The following is a 20,063-nucleotide window of genomic DNA, read 5'->3' as shown; positions in this document are numbered from 1 at the left end:
TTTAGGTGCGGGTATGCAGGCGGTAATTTTGGCAGGAGGCCTAGGCACGCGGCTCAGCGAAGAAACTATCGTGAAGCCTAAGCCTCTGGTTGACATTGGCGGCCGTCCAATTATTTGGCATATCATGAAGATATATGCGGCCCACAATATTACAGATTTCATAATTTGCTTGGGTCACAAAGGGCATCTTATTAAGGAATTCTTTGCGAATTATACGCTGCACATGTCCGATATGACATTTGACTTGGCAGCGCATAGCTCCATCACTCATCGCAATGAAGCTGAGAATTGGCGAGTTACGCTGATCGATACAGGCGAGGCGACCATGACCGGTGGCCGCCTAGCCCGCGTGCTTGATCGCATCGAGGGCGAGGAATTCTGCCTGACGTATGGAGACGGCTTAGCTGACGTCGACGTCTCCGCCTCCATTGCCTTTCACCGTGCGCACAAAAAGCTCGCCACCGTTACCGCGGTTTATCCGCCCCGGCGTTTCGGCGTACTGGAGATGGAGGGCGATATAGTCACGAACTTCCGCGAGAAGCCGCAAGGTGAAGGAGGCTTCATTAATGGCGGCTTCTTTGTCCTTTCACCGCAGGTCGGCCGCATGCTGAAAGGTGACACCACGGTATGGGAGCAGGAGCCGCTGAAGATGCTGGCGACCGAGGGTGAGCTTCACGCTTTCCGTCACCATGGCTTCTTCCAGCCCATGGACACGCTTCGCGATCGTACCTATTTGGAGCAACTCTGGGCCTCCGGCAGCCCACCCTGGAAGTGCTGGTGATGCGGTTTTGGGCAGGGCGCCGGGTGCTTGTCACCGGCCATACCGGCTTCAAGGGTGCTTGGCTCGCCTTCTGGCTGGCGGAGCTGGGGGCGGAGGTCTCGGGCCTCGCACTTCCGCACTTAAGCGGTCTCAACCTGCACGACATTCTCGGCACGGCCGAACGCGGCCGGTTTGTGCAGGCCGACATCAATGATCGTGCGGCACTCGAGGCCCTGTTCGCGGAGGCCCGGCCAGAGGTGGTGATTCACATGGCTGCGCAGTCGCTGGTGAGACCGTCGTACGAGGCGCCGGTCGAGACCTTTGCGACCAATCTGCTGGGGACGGTCTCGCTGCTTGATGCCGTGCGGCGCTGCCCCGAGGTCCGTTCTGTCGTCGTCGTAACGACCGATAAGGTTTACGAGAATCGCGAGTGGCCATGGGGCTATCGCGAAGGCGACACGCTCGGCGGCCATGACCCCTATAGCGCTAGCAAATGCTGCGCCGAGATCGCCGTGGCTTCCTTGCGGCGAAGCTTCTTCGGGCCGGGCCGGCACCCAGCTCGGATCGCCACGGCGCGCGCAGGCAATGTCATCGGCGGCGGCGATTGGTCCGTTGACCGGCTGGTTCCTGACATCGTGCGCGGTTGTCTGGGTGAGGCCGGCGTAGTGCACCTTCGCAACCCCGACTCAGTGCGTCCGTGGCAGCACGTGCTGGAGCCGCTGCATGCATATCTTACACTTGCCGAACGGCTCTGCACATCGCCCACCGGCATCGACGAGGCCTGGAACATCGGCCCGGACGGTTCGGAGAATCGCCCGGTGCGAGACGTGGCCCATGCCTTGGTCGCCGCGCTCGGTCGCGGCCGCGTCGAGATAGCGTCCGAGGCAGGCGCACTTCATGAGGCGCGCCTGCTTAACCTCGACTGCGCTAAAGCGCGCGCCGTACTAGACTGGCGCCCGAAATTTGATTTCGCTACGTGCGTAGAGATGACGGCAATGTGGTATGCCGCCTGGGCCCGCGGCGAGGACATGCGAGCCATTACCCGCGCGCAGATTGCAGGTATCACCGCGTGACACGGAACCACACCGAGACGCGGGACCTTGCCCGTCGGCTGCGCGCACATTCTATCCGGATGACGCATCTGGCGCGCGCCTCGCATGTCGGCTCATGCCTTTCGATGGCCGACATCATGGCCGTTCTCTACGGTGGCGTCCTGCGGGTGGATCCCGCGCGCCCAGACTGGCTGGAGCGAGACCGGCTCGTGGTCAGCAAAGGGCATGCCGCTGCAGTTGTCTATGCTGCGCTTGCGGAAGTAGGCTTTCTGTCGGTAGCCGAGCTCGACACTTATTCGGCGGATGGCGGACGACTCTCGGGCCATGTTACCCGCACTGTGCCGGGGGTGGAGCTCTCTACCGGCTCGCTCGGTCATGGCCTGCCAGTAGCTGCCGGCATGGCGCTGGCAGCGCAGCGTGACGACGCGTCGTGGCGAACTTTCTGCATCGTAAGCGACGGCGAGCTGGACGAAGGTTCGAATTGGGAGGCCATCCAGTTCGCCCAGCATTTTCGCCTTGAGAACCTCGTCCTCGTGGTGGATTACAATAAGATTCAGAGCTTCGGGCGCATCTCGGAAGTGAGCGATCTTCACCCGCTTGCGGAAAAATTTCGAGCCTTCAACTGGGGCGTCCAGGAGGTGGACGGGCATGACCATGACGTATTGCTCGCCTCACTAACCGGTCTGCCACCGCTTCCGGGACGGCCGACGGCGATCGTCGCGCATACAGTGAAAGGCAAGGGCGTCTCCTTCATGGAAGATCGGCTGGCCTGGCACTATCGCAGCGCAGACGCGGTGGAGCTCGGACAGGCATTGGCCGAAGTGAAGGCGGGTCCATGAGGACTGAGACCATTCAGGCACTGACTGCCTACGCTCAGGCGAATGCCGACGTAATGCTGATTACCGCGGACCTTGGCTATTCCGTGCTGGAGCATTTTGCTGAGGCGCTGCCTGCACAATACGCCAATGTCGGAATCTGCGAGCAGGCCATGGTAGGCATCGCGGCGGGGCTCGCGCTCACGGGCCGCCGTGTCGTAGTTTACTCGATTGCGAATTTCCCAACGTTGCGCTGCTTAGAGCAATTGCGCAACGACGTTTGCTACCACGACCTGCCCGTGACGGTGATCGCTGTCGGCGGAGGGCTGGCGTATGGGGCGCAGGGCTACACCCATCACGGGGTGGAGGATCTCGGCATAATGGCGGCGCTGCCACACATGGCAGTAGCTTGCCCCGCCGACCCTCATGAGGCAACGGCGCTGCTGCCGCAGCTACTTGAGCGGCGCCGCCCGGCCTATTTGCGGCTGGGCCGCTCGGGCGAACCGCTGCTGCATCAGCCAACCACACCCGTGGCGTTGGACCGCGCCATCTGGATGCGGCGTGGGACCGAGGTCGCGCTACTCGCTACGGGGCCCATCCTCGGCCGCGCGCTGGCGGCGGCCGACGTGTTGGCCAAACGGGGCATTTCGGCCAGCGTGGCTAGCTTCCCTGGCATACAGCCGCTGGATGAAGAGGCCGTGCGGGACGCAGGACGAGGGCACCGCGCTGTGCTGACCGTAGAGGAACACAGCGTTTCCGGCGGACTGGGTACTCGCGTCGCCGAGGTGCTGCTCGCGGCCGGCCTCTGCCCCCGCTTCGGTAAGTTCGGCGTGACGGACGCATTGCGCGGCCAGATCGGCAGCCAGTCCTGGCTGCTAGACCGCCTCGGCCCCGTTGAGGACCACGCGGCGGCGCTGCTGTGAGACTTTTTGTAACTGGCGCCTCTGGCTTTGTCGGCGCCGAGGTGGTGCGGCTTGCGATAGAGGCGGGTCATGACGTTGCGGCGCCCATCCGCCTGGGTAACGCGTCCACACGGCTCGCCCCATTCATTGGGCGTTTTTCTCGCATCGATCTGGATCTGCGCGATACCGATGCGCTGGCACAAGCCGTCTTGGCGCATCAGCCCGAAGTAGTTCTGCACTTGGCTTGGTCCGGCGTCGCCAATGCTGCCCGCTTCGATCGCACGCAGATCGGTGACAACCTCAGCGTCGCCTGCGCGCTGGCAGAGGCGGCTGCCGCAGCCGGCGCCCGCGCCTTCATCGGGCTCGGAAGCCAAGCCGAGTACGGCGCCGGCTCCGACATGGGCGAGGATGCGTTGCCCAAGCCGACTAGCCTCTATGGCGCGTCGAAAGTGGCGGCGCTCTTTCTAACGCGGCAGTTGGCAGCGCAGGCCGGGTTGCGGCACGCTTGGCTTCGGCTCTTTTCTACTTATGGGCCGGGCGACAATGACGGCTGGTTGATTCCGATGCTGATCACCGAGATGCTCGCCGGGCGGCGCCCGCGTACAACTCTCGGCACCCAAAGCTGGGACTGGCTGCATGTCGAGGACGTGGCGCGCGGCATTCTGGCCACTGCCGCCGCACCTACGGCCCAAGGTGTGTTCAACCTCGGCTCCGGCTGCGCCGTGCGCGTCCGCGATGTGGTCGAGCGTCTCCGCGACCTTACCGCGCCTGGCATGGAGCTCGTCTTCGGCGAGATTCCCTTTCGACCTGACCAAGTAATGTACATGCAGGCCGATATCTCACGGTTGACCGGGGCGACTGGATGGACGCCCCGCATCGCTATCGGGGAAGGGCTGGAACGTACTGTGGCTTGGTATCGGGCTTGCACGTGACAGGTGAATTTCGGCGCGTGCTGCGGTTTTTGGTGGCCGGATTGGTGAATACCGGCTTCGGCTTTGCCGCCTATGCCGCTTTCATCCTGCTAGGTGCCCCGTTAGCTGTGGCCGTGGCTGGCGGCACGGTCTTAGGTTTCCTGTTCAACTTCCTGAGCTATGGGGGGTTCGTCTTCGGCAGTACGTCGTACCGGTTGCTCCCCCGATTCCTTCTTTTCTATGCCACGCTATGCGGACTGAACCTGCTATTGTTGCATGCCCTTAGTTTGTTCGGCGCCGGGCCCCTGCTCTCGCAGGCGGCGCTACTACCAGTGCTGGCCGTCTATGGATACCTGGGCATGCGATTCTTCGTCTTCCGTGGACAGGCCTCACAGGTTGCGCCATGAGGAGCCTATGAACTCGATGCTGGTCGCCGAGGACTTTAAGCCTATTCCCATTCGCCGGGCCGAAGGGACGCTCGGGCGTCTGCTATTCGCGCTGCGGATAACAGTGGATCTGCAGCTCTTGACCTGCCTCCGCTTCCTGTCCCCGATCCTGGCGGGTATGCGGGGCGGTGTGCTTGATGTCGGATGCGGCGAGATGCCGTTCCGCGGGCTGCTGCCGGCTGATGCGCGCTACACTGGGATCGACGTACCCGCCGCTGAGGATTTCGGCATGACGCGCAATGCCGAGATTGTTAATTTCGACGGCCTGCACATCCCGTTTCCCGATGACAGCTTTGATCACATCCTGTGCACCGAGGTATTGGAGCATGCCCAAGATCCGGTCGGGCTGGTCGCCGAGATGTTGCGGGTGCTGCGCTCCGGCGGAACAATTGCTGCGACTGTGCCTTTTTCGGCGCGGGTGCACCATGCGCCTCACGACTATCACCGCTTCACCCGCTACAGGCTGGCCGAATTGTTCGCGGGATTCCGTGAGGTGAAGGTGGAGGAGCGTGGCGACGACCTAGCCACCATTGCCAACAAGCTGATCGTGGTCTGCATGCGCCTCATCCAACCTTCAATGGCGCTGGTTTGGCGTCTACCGTTGCTGCCCCTCGTAGGGCTCGCGGCGCTAACCGCACTTGGAATCGCGCATCTATCGATTCGACTTGGTTGGGGCTCGAAGGCCGATCCCTTGGGCTACGGTGTCTTTGCGCGGAAGGCTTGAGCGGACATGTCGAGGATCGGGCTGCAGGACGAGCGCGGCTTCAATCAGGTCTTCGCGCCCGTGGGCACCACACCGCTGCGCATGCGCCGGCGCACAGACTGGTTCGCCACGCAGGCGGCGCGCATAGGCGCGCGCCGCATCCTGGAGATCGGCTGCGGTACCGGCGAGGCTGCGGCTCAGGTGGCGGCAAGGACTAATGCCGACGTTGTGGCCGTGGACATCAGCGACGCCTTCCTTGAGCAGGCGCGCGCCACATACCAAGCCTCAAATCTGCGCTACGAGAAGCTGGACCTGCTCGGCGACGACCCGCTGCGCCTTGGCCGCTTCGACCTCGTGTTTGGCAATGGCATCCTGCATCATTTGGTCATGCGGCTCCCCGAGATATTGCATGGGTTGCACGGCCTGACCGAGCCGGGTGGTGGCTTGGCCTTCATCGAGCCGAACTTATACAACCCGTATTGCGCCTTCATCTTCCGCACACGTATTGGCCGGCGCTTCGCGAAGTTGGAGCCTGATGAGATGGCCTTCAGGCCGGGCGAGCTGCGCCGCGCCCTCCCGCAGGCGGGCTGGCGCCAGGTCGAGGTCGCGACACGCGACTTCCTGCTGCCGGGGCTACCGACCGTGCTCACCCGACCAATCCTGGCCGTCGAGCCCGCCTTGGAAGCTGCGGTGTTAACACGCTGGCTCGCTCAATCCCATTTCATCACTGCAAGGGCCTGAACTTGGCGCGTATTTCAATCGTCTCCCCTTGCTACAACGAGGAGGAGAATGTCGAAGTCTGCCACGCCGCCGTCCTCGAACTCTTTGCGCCAGGAGGGCCGCTCGCGCACCACGAGCGCGAGCACATCTTCTCTGACAACTGCTCCCAGGACGGGACTGTAGGGATCCTGCGTCGGCTGGCGGCGGAAGACCCCGCGGTTAAGGTTATCCTCAACGCACGCAATTTCGGTCCCTTTCGCTCCAACTTCAATGCCCTACGATACGCCACGGGCGATGCGATCCTCGTCTTCCTGCCGGTCGACCTTCAAGACCCCCCTGAGCTTATCCCAGAGATGGTGCGCCATTGGGAGAGCGGCATTGAGGTGGTCGCCGGCGCGCGGGCAAACCGGGAAGAGACTTGGGCATTGCGCAGCTGTCGGCGCATCTTTTACCGTATCGTGAACACACTCTCGGATTTCGAGATTCCCGAAAATGTGGGTGAGTTCCAACTCATTGATCGCAAGGTTTGGAAGGTCGTTGTCAGCCACGATGACAAGTACCCCTATATTCGCGGGATCATCGCCTCGGCAGGGTTCCGGCGCCTGATTCTCCCCTATACGTGGAAAGCCCGGAAACGTGGAATTTCCAAGAACAATGCATTGCGGTTAATTGACCAGGCGATGAATGGTATCTTCGCCTTCACCGATGTACCAATGCGAATCTGTAGCTTTTTCGGATTCGGTATTTCTGTCATCGCGATCCTCTATGCTGTTATTTCGGTAATAGCAGGCCTGATCATTCCCGGGCTGGCGCCCCCTGGCACCATGACGATAATCGCCGCGCTTTTCTTTTTCTCGGGCGTGCAGCTTATGTTTATTGGTATGATGGGTGAATATATTACGGCCATCCACGCACAGGTCCGACGCGGTCCAGTGGTTGTGGAGCGCGAGCGTATTAACCTGGACCTTCCGCCAGCCCAGTCGGGCGTTGGTCCACACGGTTGAGCCGCATGCACCGGTTGCCGGTAATTTTCGCTTCCATCGGATGCCTCCTGGCCGGCTGGGCGCTGGTAGGAATCCGGCTGACCAACGGTGACGATATCTATTTCGATATAGTAGCTCGCAATGGAGAGATTGGGCTTTGGCAGGCCGGTTGGTGGGTCGCATCATCATTCGGGCGGCGCATAAGCCACTTGCTCAACGTACCCGCGGCCATGCTCATGGAACGAATCATGGCATTGGGATTGCTGGGCGATGCCGCAGTGCTTGGCCAGCTTCTCATTATTGTCGGAGGCTCTGCCTTCATGATCAGGCGCCTGGTCGGAGGCGCCGCAGCTTGCGGCTGGGTGATGTGTTTGACGGGGGGATACGCGCTTCACTGGTATTTCATGCCGCCCCTGGCTTACCCGTTACACGGGCTCAATTCCCTGATGCTGCTAGTGCTCTCTCTCTTGGCGCTTCTGCGCCATGCCGAGCATGGCGGCCGGCGCTGGCTCGCACTCTCTTTAACCTGTTTCGTGATCGGCGTTGTCTGGCCGGAATTTAACTTCATTCTCTTTCCGACCGCGACGCTGACGATCGTCATCTTGACCCGCGAAACTTGGCCTGCGCGCTTTAGGCTGGCCATACCTTTCCTCGTCGTTTGGGCGCTTGCACTAGTAAGCTTCTTCGTCTTTCGAATGGTGCTGCCACCGGCGCAGGATGAGGCGCGCATGTCCGTCGCCTTCGACCCGGCGGGTTGGTCTCTGGCCCTAGGGGTCCTATTAGGCAAGGGGCTCCTGCCATTCGCAATATGGCAGGGAGTGAGCCTGTATATCCAGCCTCCAATCATGCCGCCTCTGCCGGGTATGCTCAGCGCCGCCGTGCTTTGGCAGACCATGGTCGCCGCCCCACTCGGCTTCGGTATCGTGCTCTCTTTCTGGACAGCCGGTTTCCTTGCGGTTTTCTGTGGGCTAGCGCCACGGCGGACCGGTCTTCTATTGCTGATCGTCGCCGGCATCTTTTTAATGCTAGTGCCCTTTGGCGTGGTGGCGCTCTCGGCGCATTACCAGCACATGCTGCGCATGGCCTACATGCAAGGCGCACTGGCTACTGCGCACGCCCAGGCGGGCTTCCTCACGCTGGTCTTCGCCAGTTCGGCGCTCTTGGCCCTGCGGTGGAAGTCCTGGCCCGTACGAGGCGTCTTGGCACTAGGCCTCGGCGCGCTCTGCACATGTACGCTGGCCTATAACTTGATCAACCGAGACGGGATGGCGGCTAACCAGCAGCGATGGGCCGCCTTTGCCCTTGTTGCCGATTCGTTGCCTGATGGCGCGCGGCTTCATGCGCCAAACCTCTGGCTACATATTTCTGTCGTAGGGTTTCCGTCGGAGCTACCCTTTGGGATGGGCAATTACTGGACTGAATATGCGCGCCTTGCCCTCGGCAAGCACATTGCTGTGGCGGACCGGGTGGCGGAACCAGGAGCGAACGACATTCGCATGAGCTTCGGCTCGCGCCCCGATGGAGCGCCAATTGTGCTGCTACGCGAAGGCGAGCGGGCTTGGCTGCTCGCCAACCGGCCCCGGCCAGTGGATCCGGCGCTGACGATCGGTGCCACCTGGCAGTGCACTGCTCATTGTCGCCTCGACTTGCCGGAATACCCTGATGCATTTGCGGAGGAGCGCCTGCTCCGTGGCCCATCCCTTCCGCGGCTCGGCTTCCTGCGATGGCTCACCGTTCCGCGGGTCGGTGCCTATGGCTGGAATTAGATCAGACTTAGGGGGAAGGAGTTCACGCCTCAGCCGCAAGCAAAAGCCCCACTGAAATTGCCCCGAGAGGCGTGGGAGCGGCCCAGGCCGCGCCGAGTGCGTGAGGCGCTTGGCGGGGATGAGGCGGGGCTGGCGGTGGGTTAGGCGAGGAGCGCCCGGAACCGCTCAAAATCCGCCATCTGCTGGTCGCCGTTGACCGACACCCAGATGCCCTCCATCCCCGAGACGGTCTCCCCTCGCGACCACGGCCAGCACGGCGCGCATGTCGCCTCGGTTCGCGGCATCCACCGCCTTGAAGTGCTGGAGATACCAGGGCGCGGTCATCGCGGCGCCGGGGATCGTCTGCATGTAGGCGCGTGCCGCGGCCAGGCTCATGCTCATAGACCCCAAAGTGGATCGACAGCATCCGCCAAAGGGATGCCACACGGAGCATTGCCATCGCGTGGGTAGGGGCCCTGTGTAGTGGTGGGCCTCGCTGAACGCTAGGCTCCGGACTCAATCAGGTCCATCCGATGAGGATGGCGGCGATGGCGACAGTTGAGGCGAAGTTGTTGGCGAGCTTGTCGTATCTGGTGTGGATGCGTCGCCAATCCTTGAGGCGCCCGATGGTGCGTTCGATGCGGTTTCGCAGCTTGTAGAGCTTCTCGTCGAAGGGGTGTGGATGCTTGCGGGTGGGATTGTTGGGAATGACCGGCAAGGTCCCGCGCGCGATGAGAAAGCTGCGTAGGCCATTGCTGTCATAGGCCGTGTCTGCAGCGCAAAGAGCCGAGGGCGGAAGGTTGGCCAGCAGACCATGGGCGGCTCGGATATCGCCCATCTGACCTGGGCTCACGACAAAGGCGAGAACGCGTCCTCGCCCGTCGACGACAAGGTGGATCTTGGTCCCCCTGCCGCCGCGAGACCGTCCTATGGCCTAGCGTCGGCCCCCCTTTTCCACCAGCGGCACTGCGCTGCGTCTTGGCGGTCGTGCTGTCGATCAACTGCACGCCGCCCGGCGTGGCCTCGGCCAAGGCTGCGAACACGCCCTGCCAGACGCCACGCTGCGACCATCGGTGATAGCGGTTGTAAATGGTCGTCGGCGGGCCGTAGCGCCGCGGACAGTTCTGCCAGCGGCCACCATGCTTCAGAACATGAACGATCCCGCTGATCACGCGCCGATCGTCCACCCGATGTGCGCCAGGCTGGTTACGCGGCAGGTGCGGCTCGAGCGCCGCCCACTGAACATCACTCAGCCAAAACTCATGCTCCATGATCCACGACCTCCCAAAGATCGTGAATCACATCCTCGCGCGTCGATGCCACAACTGATTGGGTTTGGAGCCTAGAGCGTTTTCCGATCATTCTGGGTCATACCCTGCTGCGCTGAAGTAGTTGGCGCATTCAGTGGGCGAGAAGAGTTCGCTGATGCGCCCGATGGCGTTCCAAAGCCCGTCGACGGTGCGTTGGGCGGCTTTGCGCAGCAGCGCCTTCAGCTTGGCGAAGGCATTCTCGATTGGATTGAAGTCGGGGCTGTAGGGCGGCAGGTAGAGCAGGCTCGCGCCAACGGCTTCGATGGCGGCCCGGACACTGGGCCGCTTGTGGCTGCCGAGGTTGTCCATGACGACGATGTCGCCCGGTCGCAGCCCTGGGACGAGCACCTGATCGATATAGGCCTGGAAGCTCAGACCATTGATCGGCCCGTCGAGCACCATGGGCGCGACCATGCCCGTGTTGCGCAGCCCGGCGACGAAGGTCGTGGTCTTCCAATGGCCGTGTGGGATGGCAGCCCGCAGTCGCTCGCCCCGTGGGGCTTTGCCACGGGTGCGGGCCATGTTCGTGCTGGCCCAGGTCTCATCGATGATCGCCTCCCAACGGGCCGGGAGCTACCGATCCCGTCTCATGGGCCATCGCGCACCAGCGAATGGCGCTCGATATCCCAACACCAAAGCGCGCCGCTGCGGCGCGGCGTGATGCGCCGCCCGTGACCGCAGCCACCACACGTTCCCGCAGATCGACTGAAAGGGCCTTCGACATCTCTGTCGGCCTCCTCGCCGACAGATAGCTTGAATCAGATCTCCCTCGTGTCGGGGAAGACCCACGATTCATTCAGGTCGAGAAGCGCTCTAGATTTGCTGCGGAGTTCGGGCAATCCGCCACTTTGGACGGAGGGTGGTGCTGCCTCGGGGAATCGAACCCCGGACCTACTGATTACGAATTTTAGGAATGCCGTTTGTTTTCAGCAAGCATGTTCCCAAATTGGTCGGCCGCGACCGGCTGTTTCGGAACGGGACGAGCTGTTTAGGAACAAGAGGTGAGGGGGCGGCCTCGATCCGATGATTTCGAAGCCAGCCATCCGACGTGGAGCCTCAGAGAGGTAGCAGATCAATTGTTTGCCTCTGATGTCCTGGTGGCGCCGGCTGACTTATCGGAAGCACCGGACGAACTGCTTCGCCCCAACAAGCGACGAAGCCTTGACGCCAACCCAAGCCGGTGTGGGGGTGCTACCCTTGGCCTTCTCACAACGAAGCCGCTGGATATGCCCATGGAACCGACACGCCCGTCGGTCACGACCTCCAGGATCTCACAGCCCTCTTCCCTAATGGTCGCAAGCGCCAAGTGCATAGGAAATGCGTGCATCTCCATTTCGCCGACGGGGCGCGGGTGCGCGATGTAGTTAGCGGCGTCGAAGGTATAGTCGTGCAGGAAGGTTGGGAGTTGTACGTATGCAGCGCCACCTGGCGCGATGGAGGCAATCAAGCGGCGGAACAGGGTGCTGATCAGAGGCGGCGGATTATGTTGCAAGGTGAGCAAGGAAATCACGAGATCAAACCGCTCGTGAGAGGGTGGCCAAGCCAAGAAATCCTCGATTGGCACGAGGCGGAAGTTTCCCCGGCCCAAACCCGTCAGACGGCCGCGCGCATAGTCCAGATGCGGCGAACTGACATCGACTCCACAATAACTCTGAAAGTCCGCCGAAAGGTGCTGCCCAAGCCGGCCAAGGCCGCACCCGAAGTCGAGGACCCGGCAGCCTGACGACAGGGCAACTCCAAGGCGCCCCAGTCTTGCCTTCACGGCATCCACGTCCAGCCGACCCGTGCTGTAAAATTCCTCCTCGAGTTCTGCCGTAAGTTCCTTAGGCAGATACCGCGGATTCGCCATCACGCTCCAATGCGGGGTGGCCGTTCCCAGAGCGGACCAGGATGCCCGGATACGGCTTAGGAGTTGTTGATGCTGCTCAGGACAGATGTCCACGTCGATACGGCTGCTCAAATTGCCGTAGAAAAACATGTGGCCGATTGACGCGTAGAGCTGCCGAAAGTGGAGGGGATCGTTAGTCAGCTGGCGGACCGTCTCCCTCAGTGCAGGGAGCCGATCCAACTCATCTTCCGTTGCCTCTCGGCCCGCCAGTTCCTCGAACAGGACCCTTGCGACCGCGGGTTCAATAGGCAGGTTTTCGTCATCGGACACCATCGTCAGGAGGTTAGCCGTTGCCAGCCAGGAAGCAACGAGAGAACCAACTGCGGAAGCCAGCAGCCCGCCTCGCTCCGCAAGCTACCGCGTACCCTATCGGCACCGGTGCGCACGATCGAGGCAGCATAGTCCGGAAAGATACCGGGCATGGGGGGCAGGTTGAACAGGCCCTCTCGCATCGCCCGTACCGCCGACCGGACTTCCGCAGAGCCCTTCATGGAGGAGTAGGGGTTACACATGCCGCGAGCATGATGCTGGCCGCTTTGCCTCCACAACGAAAACGCCCGCCCTCGCGAGGAGGACGGGCTCTTCAGCCGCCAAAGCACCGGCCGGTCGCCTCTCCGGCTGAACGATTAATAAATCAGCATGCTTCAGGTAGCGAAAACATCACAGCCAGTCCGACCAATTGCTCAGGCGTCTCTATTCTCTTCCCGGCGCGGGCCGACGCCCTCCCAGCCCGTGCTGAAGCAGCTCCGGCCGCCCTGCTCACGTGGCTTCTGTTGAACGAGCGATCCGGCAAGCCGTGGGCGACTTACGCATTTGTCCACACCTTCGCCGAGATCCGCGCGACTGCGGCCCAGGGCATGCCGGAGGTCGCGAACCAGTGGTTCATGGAGCTACGCCACACCGGGATTACGCGTCAGCACGAATCGGGCGTTGAGGATCTGGGTATCTCTGGCGTGACAGGCCACCCCCAAGAGCGTCAGAGCCGTGCTCGACCGGCACTACCTCGTTCGCACGGAAAAGACGGCCACGTGCATTCCGGCAGCGAATTCAGGCCGAGGCGGAAGACGGGTAAAGGTCCCGTTCCCGGCCCGTTCCATTGCCGTTGGAACAGGCAGTTGGAACGCTAGTCCGCGAACAACTAACGAATCAGTTGGACAGCATTGAAAAGACTGGGAAAGATGATGGTGCCGACTCGGGGAATCGAACCCCGGACCTACTGATTACGAAACTGTACAAAGCCCAATGAAATCAAAGGCTGTTCCAACGGCGATCATTTTGGCCATTGAAAGGGCAGGGCAGGCGCCCCTGCCGACACCAGCCTTCCAACGTGGACCCTCATAGCGCTGCGTACTCAAAAAGTTACAAAGGCAGTCGCCCGAGGCCAGCGCACAGAGCGCGCCCCGAACCTCCCCAGTCTTTTTAGCCTCACCTAAGCTTCCGAGCTTCTATGCCGAATCCAAGGCCGATATGGTCCTGGCGCATTCGCGCAAGCAATGCCAGAATCCCGTAACGGGGAGGAGATAATATTGTATGACTGACGATGAAATTCGAAGCCCGCGCACGGAAATTTCCATCATCGATGTTGGCGTTTTCGACGTGGTCGACCTGCTTGTCGATGAGGACAACTTTAGACTTGAACCAAGTCCGGACCAGCCAGCTGCGATTAAAGCCATGCTGCAGCGTCAAGGCGTCAAGTTGATCACTCTGGCACAAGATATTTTGACTAACGGATTGAGCCGCGGCGAATTTATTTGGTTGGCTCCCGATACTAACCCTGAACGGCAAGGAAAATTCGTCGTATGTGAAGGAAACAGGCGGATCACCGCACTAAAAATCCTTCGAGAGCCCGGATTGGCCGGATCCACTGTGTGGGCCAAACAATTCCGAGAATTGGGCACCACATTCAGCCGAAATCCCATCGATAAGGTGCGCGGCGTACTATATTTTTCTGTCGAAGCTGCTCGACCTGATGTTTATCGACGTCACACTAATGCGCAAGATGGGAAAGGCCTAGAAGATTGGAACACATTCGCGCAAGATCGTGCGAGCCAAGCTTCGGGACGCCGACGAAATCTTTCCATGGTTGTCATGGATCACCTAAAATCAACCACCTTGGAAGAATTGGCTGAGAGCCTAGGAATTACTCATCGCACGACAAATGCTGATAGATTATTGAGTACATTTTCCGATGTTTATGCTTCCCAGCTTGATATCAAAATACGAAATACTCGCCCGTATATCGATCTCGGCTCTAAACCGCAGCGTGCTGAAGATATTCTCTGGGCAATAATGCGCTCCTCAGATATTCCGGTCGATAAGATCAAGAGCGTTGAGCAGAGGGTCGAAATTCTCAAGGGCCTCATTGAGGAGATTGATCCGTCTGCCCTCGTCTCTCTGCCAGAATCAGAATCCCCGAACGAGGCGGCCCAAGCAACTGAGGCCCAGCGAGATAGAGCGCGTCAGTCAGGCTCCGAGCAAGAGGACGGGTCAGACGACGACACCCGCAGGACAAGCGGAGAGAGCCAGTCCGATGAGTTCGCGGATAGTAAGCCAACTGAGGCGAAGCGAAGGCCAAATCGAGATTCTCTCGAACGGAAAACGCTCGCTCCAACAGATCGGACCAGAACGCTTAAAGTTGTCGGACCTCGGTTACCGGGCGTTTATATCGAGTGTCGAACCGTAGATGTTGCCGCCCGGCGTAACGCGGCGGCCATGCTAATGCGCATGTTTTTGGAGCTCTCGTGCGAGGCATTTCTTGCACATCACTCGACGCCACTCCCCAAGGATAAGAAGGATAAAACTGACTGGAGTGAGAATGGCATCACGCTCGAAAGCAAGATCGCGACTGTGTTGCATGTTTTAGATCCAGGCAGAACGAACAGAGCCTTTGTTGACGCCCGCAACGGTCTTCTGGCGCAGGAGGGATACTCGCACTCGACCAAGAACTTACATCGCGCCATGCACGATCGTGGCCATGCTCTGGACCCCAATCAAATTAAGCTCAGCTGGGACCGATGGTATCCTCTTCTGCGGGGTATCCACGACTCTATCGCGGGAGGCTAGCGACGTGCTGGCCAGCACCGCCGATCAGCGGTAAGACGTGCTAACGCGGTAGAGGTCATACCCATGCAATTTAACGCCCCTTTGCGATATCCTGGCGGTAAAGCCCGCCTGTCGCAATATGTCATTGACCTCATGAAATTAAATAATCTTGTAGGAGGCCATTATGTCGAGCCTTATGCCGGAGGTGCAGCAATAGGATTGACGCTCCTATATCTCGAATATGCAAATCACATTCATCTGAACGATTTGAACCGTGCCGTGTTTGCTTTCTGGCATTCTGTTCTCAACGAGACGGAAGAATTGTGCAGGCGCATTAAAGATCGGCCGATAACGTTGGACGAACGGAAAAAGCAGAAATCAATACAATTGGATAAAAGCTCATCTGGAGTGGATTTGGGATTTTCTACCTTTTTCCTTAATCGCACCAATAGATCTGGGATTATTTCTGGCGGCGTGATCGGGGGCAACAACCAAATCGGCGAGTGGAAGATCGACGCACGTTATAAAAAAGATGATTTAATCGATCGAATTCAGAAAATTTCTGCATACCGTTCACGCATTACGCTGACTAATCTGGATGCTGAAATCTATATAAACGACATTCTTCCCAATTTGCCGGACAAAACCCTCGTATATCTAGATCCTCCTTACTATACGAAGGGTAAAAAATTGTATCAGAATCATTATAAACATGGCGATCATGCCGGAATTGCACGTTCAGTTGCATCAATTCGGCAAAAATGGATCGTATCGTATGACAATACCAAAGAGATAACTGATCTTTACAGCGCTTACGAGCAAGAACATTTCAGTCTCGTGTGGTCTGCTCGAAGCAGATACGAAGGTGCCGAGATCATGATTTTCGGACCAAACACAACTAGGCCGAATCAGGTCGTAACATGGCGAGGAATTGCCGCCTGAGAGAAATGCATTAAGGACATAGGTTAGATATGGAGGGACGCAAAGGAAGCTTTCTATAGGCCTCGCCGGCAGCAATTCCCCATGCGTTCCAGTATTTTCCGAAGCTTTGACAGGCGCGTTTCGCTTCTGACCCTCGCCTCATTCATGCAGGTCTATCGCCGTCTCACGCCTCCGGCACCGCAGGCAGACCATGCGCCGCTGCATGTCCCAGAACGTGATCCTGTCATCGAGGCGGTTCCACACCACCCAGGCCCTGACCGTCCCGCTCGCGGCGTTGCGACAACCGAGGCAGCGCACGGTGAGCACATGCTCCAAGCGCCAGGAGAGTGGGTCCGCAGGCTTTGGGCTGCGCATGTTGGCGGCCATCGGAGCGGCCCGTCAGGCCCGGCATAGGATGTGCTGGACCGCATCACAGATCAGCGAGGCCGGCAGCGCCGGGTGTAAGCCCCAGGCCAGATCACGCACCCTGGCCGCGGGGTCCGCGCCGGCAGCACGAGCCGCCCGAGCAACGGCCACCAGAGCTGCCACGCTCGACGCCGTGAATCCGGTCGGGATCGCACCCAGACGAGCGCGATTACCGGCCGGCGGACCTGAGGTCTCGCCATCCATCTCAATTCTTCAACTTTTCGGTGCTTGGAAGACGAGGCCTAGAAGGGGATCTCGTCTTGCAGGATGGTCAGCGCCGCCTGGCGCATGAGACCCAGATCCATACGCTTCGGGGCCACCCTCACCATCTCACCCTCGATCGGCAGGGCCTGCGCAGCCTCGACGTGAAGCATCCCTTTCTGGACCGGGATCCAGCCGGCCACCGGGCTTGTGTAGGAGCAGCGGTCGGTGCCGATCTCCCACTCCTCCCCGGCCACCAGCACCCGCGGATCGCCCTGTGCGTTGGCGACGACGACGCCGGCGGCGATCAGCTCCATGTCATCGTCTGGAAGGCCGCTCTCCCAGATGAACATCGCCACGCCGCCAAGGCGGTACTCATGACGTGGGCCTGGGATCAGGAGATCGCCGGATTTGATCCCAAGATGGCTCAGACCCTCGCCAACCATGTAGACGCCCGCGCCATCGGAACCGAAGAGCCAGGCGCGGAGAGCGGCCACGTCGAACCTGCCCTCTGCGTCTGGGTACGGAGGAATTTGGATGTCGTCACTCTCTGCTCGCTCGCCCATGTCCACCTCCTGCATGCCCGATAATGAGAACATAAGTGGAACACAGCAGATGAGTCGAGTCCGAAATCGAGGGCCGGAGGCCGGCTAGAAGAGGCTCGCTTGCGCTGCGGTGGGCTCCGCGGGCGGGTCCTGGCGGCTACCTCGAGCCACGACCTGGAGCGCGCCGTCCGGGAGCGGACGCTGCAGCTCCATGGCGATCGACCAAGGGGCCATCATCCAGGTTTCCAGCTCGTCCGGGGTCGTGAGGATCACCGGCATCGCCTTGGGATGGATCGCGCCGACCTCGGCGTTGGGCTCGGTCGTCAGGAAGCCGAAGAGCTCATTGGTCGTCTCGCCCTCCTTCACCTTCCGGATCGAGGTCCATTGCGTGCGGAGGCCCGCGAAGAAGGCGAGCGGCCGGTCTTCGGCCAGGGCGAACCACACGGGAGGGTGCGACCCATCCGGAAGGGCCTCATTCTCGCTGAAGCTGGTAAACGGCACCAGGCACCGGTGCTCGACGCCCAGCCAGGGCCGCCAGTGTGGCGAGGCGACGTTACGGATGTTGGTGATGCCGCTGTCCGAATTGCGGTTCTTGAGGGCGAATTGCGGGGACGGCATGCCCCACCGGCCCATCGCCAGCTCGCGAACGCCATCGGCGCCGGTCCGCACGATCGGGGCGGGGTAGTCCGGGAAGATGCCGGGCATGGGGGCCAGGTTGAACAGGCCCTCGCGCATCGCGCGTGCCGCGGAGCGGACTTCGGCAGAGCCCTTCATCGAGGAGTAGAGGTTACACATGCCAGCAGCATGGTGCCGGCCGCCTCCTCTCTACAATGGGAAACGTCCGGCCACGCACTACTTGGTCACGTCGGGTCGGAAAACCTCTGGAATGCCTCCAAATTGCTGGATGCAATCCTCGCAATCATGTCGAGTGGATAGTAAATGTGGATATTTTTATTTTCAACAAGAAGCATAAAATCAGACTCACAGCCGGTGTGACGCACAAATTGAAATGCTCCAAGCTTCAATGTAATGTCGAATAGATGGCCTTCTTCATCTTGAACTACCGAATGAGCCGTATGTGAGTTGCCATCGTTGCCAGCCCAGCCTCTGACGGCATGATTTCCGGGATTTAGCTGCACCCACGCATCTACATTTTGGTGGCAATACCCGGGAACCGGCGCCTCCTTGCCGAAGTGCACCTCGCGATAGGGAACGTACTCAAACTCAGCGCCCTCAATCCGCGCCAGTACGTCCAACCTGTACCCCTTGTCCATCGGTCGCATCCTGCACATCCCGAAGCGCTTACGACAACAAAAAGCCCGGCGCGGGTCTCCCCGGCCGGGCTTGGTCTATTTCTGCTTCAGGGCCTCGATCGACCGCATCACTCCCGCATGCATGTCGCGGAGCCATGCGTCATGCATGATGCCGTACTTGAGCTTGCGCACAGGGCATGTCTCCGGCGGAATTCCGATTCCGGTGGAGGCCGGTTGGTCGAGACCGCCACCGCGCTCCATCGCCTCGCGCGGATAGCCGATGCCGCTGTAGATGCCATACGAAGGCTCGGGAAGCGGCTTATCCATGTCCGCAGACTATCACGGCGGCCGCAGATCCCGCCACCAGCTACTACCACCGTTAGCTGCCCCTATCCGCACACTGCCCGGTTGAACGCCCTATCCCCCACCATCGCGTCCATCATCCGCGAGATCGCCGGCCGCCCCTCGATCTCGTTGGCCGCCTGGCGCTGCACCTCGGCCGGGAACTCAGTCACCCGCGGGCACGGGCGAGAGGAGAAATGTGCCGGAGCGCAGCCGGCCAGCAGCACCGTCGCGCTCAGCAGCGCGGGCAGCAATGTCCGCATTTTTCCTGATCCTTTCCTGGGTATGCGCGGACTCGACCGCGACGTTGTTACGGGCATCGGACGCGGCGTCGTGACGGAGCCACGCCAGCCCGGCCAGGACGAGAGCCAGCGCAGCCAGGGCCAGCAGCGCGTTGCGGACGGCGGGGAGTGCAAGGAGGGCGTTCACGCGTCGCGCCGGCTGCGCAGCACCAGCACCAGTGCGAGCACCAGCCCCGCGACAACCACCGCGACGCCCGTCCACTGTGGCGCGCTGCCGATCGCCTGCAGCGCGGGAGCGACCGCCGCTGCCGCAGCGCCGATGCCCGCCACCGTCAGCGCCCCCTGACCCGTCTGGGTCGCTACCGCCTGAGCCACCGTCTCGACCGGCCGGGGCACGCCGGCCAGGCGCAGACCCTCGTCGAGAATGCTGGACGCATAGGGCTGGCCGTCGAGCTCGACGGTGATGATCGCCTCCACCAGCGGCCGCAGGTGGGCGTAATTGTGCAGGTCCAGCGTCGTCAGGTCGGGATCGAAACCCGTGAGCTTCGCCACGCGGCCGGCATAGGCATCCGTGTGGTTCTCGTTCGACGGTGCCCAGCGCGAGATGATCGCCCGGATCGTCCGCAGCCCATGCCGGTCCTGGTAGGTGGTCAGCAGCATCGCCAGTGCCCGGATGCCATATTCGTGGCTCTGGAACACGGCGAACCGCGCGCGCCCGCCGACTGGCGCCGGCTCGATACCCGTCTGGCCCTGCCAGTTGTTGGCCGACGACCAGTCGATATTGCCGGGGTTGCGATTCCGATAGCCGCGCGAACGCGTGGGGTCGGCCATGGGCCACCTCCTCTCTCTGTGATGT

Annotated in this window: 21 protein-coding genes and 1 pseudogene; 12 read left to right on the top strand and 10 right to left on the bottom strand. The window is 60.9% G+C overall.

All coding sequences use genetic code 11. The annotated features are described in order from the left end of the window. The first annotated feature begins 13 nt into the window (after positions 1-13). Genes rfbF through ACO057_RS01340 form a run of 10 tightly spaced genes read left to right on the top strand, consistent with a single transcriptional unit; the run spans position 14 to position 9,058 of the window. Positions 14-781 (top strand): glucose-1-phosphate cytidylyltransferase, encoded by a 768-nt coding sequence (gene rfbF, locus ACO057_RS01385; RefSeq protein WP_421988556.1) that lies wholly within the window; start codon positions 14-16, stop codon positions 779-781. After that, positions 781-1,833 carry a CDP-glucose 4,6-dehydratase gene (rfbG, locus tag ACO057_RS01380; RefSeq protein ID WP_421988555.1) on the top strand — a complete coding sequence of 351 codons (1,053 nt, stop codon included), beginning with the start codon at positions 781-783 and terminating at the stop codon, positions 1,831-1,833. The genes rfbF and rfbG overlap by 1 nt, the downstream gene beginning before the upstream one ends. Continuing rightward, on the top strand, positions 1,737-2,651 hold the full coding sequence (locus ACO057_RS01375) for a transketolase (RefSeq protein WP_421988554.1): 915 nt from the start codon (positions 1,737-1,739) through the stop codon (positions 2,649-2,651). The genes rfbG and ACO057_RS01375 overlap by 97 nt, the downstream gene beginning before the upstream one ends. Continuing rightward, complete coding sequence (locus ACO057_RS01370; RefSeq protein ID WP_421988553.1) at positions 2,648-3,550, top strand: transketolase family protein; 903 nt, start codon at positions 2,648-2,650, stop codon at positions 3,548-3,550. The genes ACO057_RS01375 and ACO057_RS01370 overlap by 4 nt, the downstream gene beginning before the upstream one ends. Then, a complete protein-coding gene (locus ACO057_RS01365; protein WP_421988552.1) occupies positions 3,547-4,461 on the top strand; it encodes an NAD-dependent epimerase/dehydratase family protein in 915 nt (304 codons plus the stop codon). The genes ACO057_RS01370 and ACO057_RS01365 overlap by 4 nt, the downstream gene beginning before the upstream one ends. After that, positions 4,458-4,847, top strand: coding sequence for a GtrA family protein (locus tag ACO057_RS01360; RefSeq protein ID WP_421988551.1), 390 nt, complete (start codon positions 4,458-4,460; stop codon positions 4,845-4,847). The genes ACO057_RS01365 and ACO057_RS01360 overlap by 4 nt, the downstream gene beginning before the upstream one ends. Before the next feature lie 16 nt (positions 4,848-4,863). Beyond that, a complete protein-coding gene (locus ACO057_RS01355; RefSeq protein WP_421988550.1) occupies positions 4,864-5,610 on the top strand; it encodes a class I SAM-dependent methyltransferase in 747 nt (248 codons plus the stop codon). A gap of 6 nt (positions 5,611-5,616) precedes the next feature. Then, positions 5,617-6,330, top strand: coding sequence for a class I SAM-dependent methyltransferase (locus ACO057_RS01350; RefSeq protein WP_421988549.1), 714 nt, complete (start codon positions 5,617-5,619; stop codon positions 6,328-6,330). A gap of 2 nt (positions 6,331-6,332) precedes the next feature. After that, positions 6,333-7,313 (top strand): glycosyltransferase family 2 protein, encoded by a 981-nt coding sequence (locus ACO057_RS01345; protein ID WP_421988548.1) that lies wholly within the window; start codon positions 6,333-6,335, stop codon positions 7,311-7,313. Then, a complete protein-coding gene (locus tag ACO057_RS01340; RefSeq protein ID WP_421988547.1) occupies positions 7,310-9,058 on the top strand; it encodes a hypothetical protein in 1,749 nt (582 codons plus the stop codon). Before ACO057_RS01345 ends, ACO057_RS01340 begins: the two co-directional genes overlap by 4 nt. 165 nt (positions 9,059-9,223) lie before the next feature. Here ACO057_RS01340 and ACO057_RS01335 read toward each other — a convergent pair whose 3' ends face one another. The 4 genes and pseudogenes from ACO057_RS01335 to ACO057_RS01320 all read right to left on the bottom strand — a co-directional run bounded on the left by ACO057_RS01335 (position 9,224) and on the right by ACO057_RS01320 (position 12,508). Further along, positions 9,224-9,433, bottom strand: coding sequence for a hypothetical protein (locus ACO057_RS01335; RefSeq protein ID WP_421988546.1), 210 nt, complete (start codon positions 9,431-9,433; stop codon positions 9,224-9,226). 124 nt (positions 9,434-9,557) lie between these two features. Continuing rightward, a protein-coding gene (locus ACO057_RS01330) for an IS5 family transposase (protein ID WP_421988545.1) occupies positions 9,558-10,308 on the bottom strand; the annotation gives its coding sequence in 2 pieces (ribosomal slippage) (positions 9,558-9,972 and positions 9,971-10,308; 753 coding nt in all). A gap of 87 nt (positions 10,309-10,395) precedes the next feature. Next, a pseudogene (locus ACO057_RS01325) lies at positions 10,396-11,071 on the bottom strand (IS630 family transposase). A 348-nt stretch (positions 11,072-11,419) separates the two neighbouring features. Further along, positions 11,420-12,508 (bottom strand): class I SAM-dependent methyltransferase, encoded by a 1,089-nt coding sequence (locus tag ACO057_RS01320; RefSeq protein ID WP_421988544.1) that lies wholly within the window; start codon positions 12,506-12,508, stop codon positions 11,420-11,422. Positions 12,509-13,765: 1,257 nt separating this feature from the next. Between ACO057_RS01320 and ACO057_RS01315 the strand changes: the two genes are divergently transcribed. Together ACO057_RS01315 and ACO057_RS01310 are read left to right on the top strand one after the other, a co-directional pair. Then, entirely contained in the window at positions 13,766-15,298 is a 1,533-nt protein-coding gene (locus tag ACO057_RS01315) for a hypothetical protein (protein ID WP_421988543.1), read from the top strand. A gap of 63 nt (positions 15,299-15,361) precedes the next feature. Beyond that, positions 15,362-16,219, top strand: coding sequence for a DNA adenine methylase (locus ACO057_RS01310; protein ID WP_421988542.1), 858 nt, complete (start codon positions 15,362-15,364; stop codon positions 16,217-16,219). A gap of 647 nt (positions 16,220-16,866) precedes the next feature. On the opposite strand, the gene ACO057_RS01305 is transcribed toward ACO057_RS01310, so the two are convergent. The 6 genes from ACO057_RS01305 to ACO057_RS01280 form a co-directional block, all read right to left on the bottom strand. Then, positions 16,867-17,406 carry a hypothetical protein gene (locus ACO057_RS01305; RefSeq protein WP_421988541.1) on the bottom strand — a complete coding sequence of 180 codons (540 nt, stop codon included), beginning with the start codon at positions 17,404-17,406 and terminating at the stop codon, positions 16,867-16,869. 69 nt (positions 17,407-17,475) lie between these two features. After that, positions 17,476-18,165 (bottom strand): SOS response-associated peptidase, encoded by a 690-nt coding sequence (locus tag ACO057_RS01300; RefSeq protein ID WP_421988540.1) that lies wholly within the window; start codon positions 18,163-18,165, stop codon positions 17,476-17,478. Between the two features lie 65 nt (positions 18,166-18,230). Next, entirely contained in the window at positions 18,231-18,644 is a 414-nt protein-coding gene (locus tag ACO057_RS01295; protein WP_421988539.1) for a hypothetical protein, read from the bottom strand. A gap of 75 nt (positions 18,645-18,719) precedes the next feature. Continuing rightward, a complete protein-coding gene (locus ACO057_RS01290) occupies positions 18,720-18,950 on the bottom strand; it encodes a hypothetical protein (RefSeq protein WP_421988538.1) in 231 nt (76 codons plus the stop codon). Between the two features lie 180 nt (positions 18,951-19,130). Continuing rightward, positions 19,131-19,394 (bottom strand): hypothetical protein, encoded by a 264-nt coding sequence (locus tag ACO057_RS01285; RefSeq protein WP_421988537.1) that lies wholly within the window; start codon positions 19,392-19,394, stop codon positions 19,131-19,133. Further along, a complete protein-coding gene (locus tag ACO057_RS01280) occupies positions 19,391-20,038 on the bottom strand; it encodes a structural protein (protein WP_421988536.1) in 648 nt (215 codons plus the stop codon). The genes ACO057_RS01285 and ACO057_RS01280 overlap by 4 nt, the downstream gene beginning before the upstream one ends. Positions 20,039-20,063 lie beyond the last annotated feature (25 nt).

Source organism: Roseococcus sp. (genome assembly GCF_965227005.1).
Taxonomy (GTDB): domain Bacteria; phylum Pseudomonadota; class Alphaproteobacteria; order Acetobacterales; family Acetobacteraceae; genus Roseococcus.
Note: the sequence above shows the minus strand (reverse complement) of the source record. Positions and strands in the feature narration are given on the sequence as shown.

Excerpts from the sequence above, each read along its gene's own strand:
- rfbF (WP_421988556.1), top strand. The coding sequence starts at position 14 with ATGCAGGCGGTAATTTTGGCAGGAGGCCTAGGCACGCGGCTCAGCGAA.
- rfbG (WP_421988555.1), top strand. The coding sequence starts at position 781 with ATGCGGTTTTGGGCAGGGCGCCGGGTGCTTGTCACCGGCCATACCGGC.
- ACO057_RS01370 (WP_421988553.1), top strand. The coding sequence starts at position 2,648 with ATGAGGACTGAGACCATTCAGGCACTGACTGCCTACGCTCAGGCGAAT.
- ACO057_RS01355 (WP_421988550.1), top strand. The coding sequence starts at position 4,864 with ATGCTGGTCGCCGAGGACTTTAAGCCTATTCCCATTCGCCGGGCCGAA.
- ACO057_RS01350 (WP_421988549.1), top strand. The coding sequence starts at position 5,617 with ATGTCGAGGATCGGGCTGCAGGACGAGCGCGGCTTCAATCAGGTCTTC.
- ACO057_RS01335 (WP_421988546.1), bottom strand. The coding sequence starts at position 9,433 with ATGAGCCTGGCCGCGGCACGCGCCTACATGCAGACGATCCCCGGCGCC.
- ACO057_RS01320 (WP_421988544.1), bottom strand. The coding sequence starts at position 12,508 with ATGGTGTCCGATGACGAAAACCTGCCTATTGAACCCGCGGTCGCAAGG.
- ACO057_RS01315 (WP_421988543.1), top strand. The coding sequence starts at position 13,766 with ATGACTGACGATGAAATTCGAAGCCCGCGCACGGAAATTTCCATCATC.
- ACO057_RS01310 (WP_421988542.1), top strand. The coding sequence starts at position 15,362 with ATGCAATTTAACGCCCCTTTGCGATATCCTGGCGGTAAAGCCCGCCTG.
- ACO057_RS01305 (WP_421988541.1), bottom strand. The coding sequence starts at position 17,406 with ATGCAGGAGGTGGACATGGGCGAGCGAGCAGAGAGTGACGACATCCAA.
- ACO057_RS01300 (WP_421988540.1), bottom strand. The coding sequence starts at position 18,165 with ATGTGTAACCTCTACTCCTCGATGAAGGGCTCTGCCGAAGTCCGCTCC.
- ACO057_RS01295 (WP_421988539.1), bottom strand. The coding sequence starts at position 18,644 with ATGGACAAGGGGTACAGGTTGGACGTACTGGCGCGGATTGAGGGCGCT.
- ACO057_RS01290 (WP_421988538.1), bottom strand. The coding sequence starts at position 18,950 with ATGGATAAGCCGCTTCCCGAGCCTTCGTATGGCATCTACAGCGGCATC.
- ACO057_RS01280 (WP_421988536.1), bottom strand. The coding sequence starts at position 20,038 with ATGGCCGACCCCACGCGTTCGCGCGGCTATCGGAATCGCAACCCCGGC.